Source organism: Microcystis sp. M109S1, assembly GCF_020247025.1.
Taxonomy (GTDB): domain Bacteria; phylum Cyanobacteriota; class Cyanobacteriia; order Cyanobacteriales; family Microcystaceae; genus Microcystis.
In genome coordinates this window covers 1-2989 of record NZ_JADBRW010000450.1, presented here as the reverse complement: position 1 = coordinate 2989, position 2989 = coordinate 1, and the positions used below count along the sequence as shown (strand labels likewise).

Annotated in this window: 2 protein-coding genes; both read left to right on the top strand. The window is 45.6% G+C overall.

All coding sequences use genetic code 11. From position 1 onward, the window contains the following. Positions 1 to 265: 265 nt before the first annotated feature. Positions 266 to 2131, top strand: coding sequence for a 5'-nucleotidase C-terminal domain-containing protein (locus IM322_RS22040; RefSeq protein ID WP_287676665.1), 1866 nt, complete (start codon positions 266 to 268; stop codon positions 2129 to 2131). Positions 2132 to 2185: 54 nt separating this feature from the next. After that, entirely contained in the window at positions 2186 to 2698 is a 513-nt protein-coding gene (locus tag IM322_RS22035) for a PEP-CTERM sorting domain-containing protein (protein WP_287676663.1), read from the top strand. The last annotated feature ends 291 nt before the right edge of the window (positions 2699 to 2989 follow it).

Sequence of the window (2989 nt, the reverse complement as noted above, 5' to 3'; positions counted from 1 at the left end):
GTCAGTCTGTAGAGCGACCATAAGACCAGAACAGAGTAAATCTGTTAAGGCAGGTGCGAAAAATCCTTCGGGAAAGAAGCAGAAACCCAAATCGTGAGGTTTGGGAATCACCGTCCGTTTACGGCGGTGAGGATGTCAAGAATTTGACCAAGGTACAGCAGTTGTCCGTAATTTAATTCTTCCCAGTGGCAACTATCCGGGTACAAATTTCCCCTATCTCAGTTCTAATCTTAATTTTGCCCCCGATACCAACTTAGCCAGTTTAGTGACTGCCGATGGTCAGGAAGCGAGTACCATTGCTAATAAAATCGCTAAGAGTACGGTGATTACTCTGCCCGATGGCCAGAAAATTGGCATTGTTGGGGCAACTACCCCGATTTTACGCTCAATTTCCAGTCCGGGTAACGTGGGAGTTTCTCCTGCTAATCCAGATGACCTTGATGCTTTAGCGGCCATTATTCAAGCTTCCGTCGATGCACTTTTGGCCGCTAATCCGGGGATGAATAAGGTCGTTTTGTTAGCCCATATGCAACAATTATCGATCGAACAGGCCCTAGCAGAACGTTTACGCAATGTCGATATTATTGTAGCTGGTGGTTCCCATACTCGTTTAACCGACGAAAATGACCGTTTACGAGCCGGAGACACCTTCCAGGGCGTTTACCCCATTGTCAAAACTAACCCGGACGGAAAACCCGTAGCGGTAGTTAATACCGATGCCAATTATAAGTACGTCGGGCGCTTAGTTATCGATTTTGATAGCAATGGTCATATCATTCCCGAAAACTACAATCCCAATATTAGCGGCGCTTACGCCACCGATGCCCAAGGGGTGACGGAAGTGGGGGGAACAGGATTAGAAGACCCCGAAATTCGGGCAATTACCAATTCCCTCAGAGAGGTTATTAACGCTCAAGAAGGCAATTTCTTCGGTTTTACGCGAGTTTTCCTCAACGGTCAACGGTCGGGGACAGGATTAGATGGAGTTCGTCAACAGGAAACCAATCTCGGCAATATTACCGCCGATGCTAACCTAGCTGAGGCCAAAAAAACCGATGCTAACGTGGTTATTTCCCTGAAAAATGGCGGTGGTATTCGCAATAGCATTGGCAGTATCATCGTTCCCACCGGTACGGAAGCAGTACGGGTAGCACCGGAAGAAGTACCCGGAGTGAAACCGGCCGGGGGAATTTCGGAAGTAGCGATTAAAAATGCCCTCAGTTTTAATAATTCCCTCAGTCTCACCACTGTCACCGCTAGTGAATTAAAGGGGATTTTGGAGTACGGTCTGGCGGCTAGTACAAACGACCCTGCTAATTCCCAAGGCCGTTTCCCGCAAGTGGGAGGAATGGCCTTCAGTTTCGACCTTGATGACCCCGCCGGCAGTCGGATAAAATCTTTGGTAATCAAGGATGAAAACGGCACAGTTATCGATGTGGTGGCGCAAAATGGCGCAATTATCGGTGATGCTAATCGTAGCTTCCGCATGGTGACTCTTTCTTTTCTTCTTGATGGCGGTGATGGTTATACCATTCCCCAGCGCAATCGCGTCAATTTGCTAGGCAGTACACCCAACTTCACTGGTAACGCAACTTTTGCCCCCGATGGTACGGAACAGGACGCTTTTGCGGAGTATTTACGGGCGAATTTCTTCAATCAACCCTTTTTAGGGGAAGATGTGAGCAGAGAATTTGATACCCGTCTGCAAAACCTCAATTTCCGCAGCGATGAAGTTTTGCGTTCTACTCGTTCGGGTACGGCCGGCATTGATAATCTAGTGGGTACTACCGGTGATGATGTCTTAGTCGGGTTCCAAGGTCGCGACACCCTAACTGGTTTAGGTGGTAATGATTTCTTTGTTTACGTTAGTCTTAGCGATCGCAGTGATACTATTACTGATTTTACCGTCGGCAGCGACAAAATTGTTCTCACACAACTGCTTAATAGTTTGAATTACACCGGCAGTAATCCCATTGCTGATGGTTATATCACTTTTACTGGTCGTGGTAGCAGTACGGTTCTCAATATCGATACTGATGGTTTTGGAACTGCTGCCAGTCCTTTATCCCTAGCGTTAATTAATAACGTTGCGGTGGCAGCCTTGAATAACCTTGCCAATTTCCTATTCTAGTTTTTTTTGGTGGGCTATCAATGCCCACCTGAGTTTTTTTAAGGAGTAATTCCCATGAATAAAGTTGCTATGATCACAGGTTTAGCCCTAGCATATTTTGGTGTTAATGTCAATAGTTTGCAAGCGGCAAATATCACTTACAATTTTCAAGGTGTTATAACTTCTGGAAGTCTGACCGGGACTTATTCTGGTTCAGCTAGTTTCGATGATGGGGCGATTACAGGCGTAGATTTTGAATCTACCCCCTTGAGCAATATTAGTTTTAATCTCCTCGGCCATAGCTTTAATCTCGCTTCGGCCGATGCCCCTCCCGTGGCCAATTATTTCGATGGGACTTTTATTGGCATTGATTATAGTGTCACCTCTACTAATGCTTTCTTTCCCATCGCTAATTTTGCCCTGACTAGCGGATTGTTTAACCTCAGTGAAGCGGCTTTTACCTATACTACTCGCTTGGGTATTGCGGGACAAGGTAGCCTAACTTTTAGCAAAGTTCCTGAACCTTCTATGGTTATCGGTTTAATTACTTTAGGAGGAATAGGTTTTGTCCTCCGCAAAAGGCCCTAACTAATTTGAGACTTCCTTAGCTAAAAACGCCTACCTCAAACTAATGAGTAGGCGTAGTTTATCGAAAAATTGGGTTTAAAGCCTCGCCCTTTTAGGGCGACTTTATATGATGTATGATATTAAGAATAGCGGGCAGGGTAAGCAACCGCTGGAAAAACCCAGTCATCGCCGGATGAACGCACCTTGAAAACTAGAGTTATGGGGTTCTATAGGGGAATGCTCCTATAGGTAAAAATTCTCAGCACCAAGTACCAGAGAAACCAAGTATTTTAGAGGTTTTGAACTGTATCG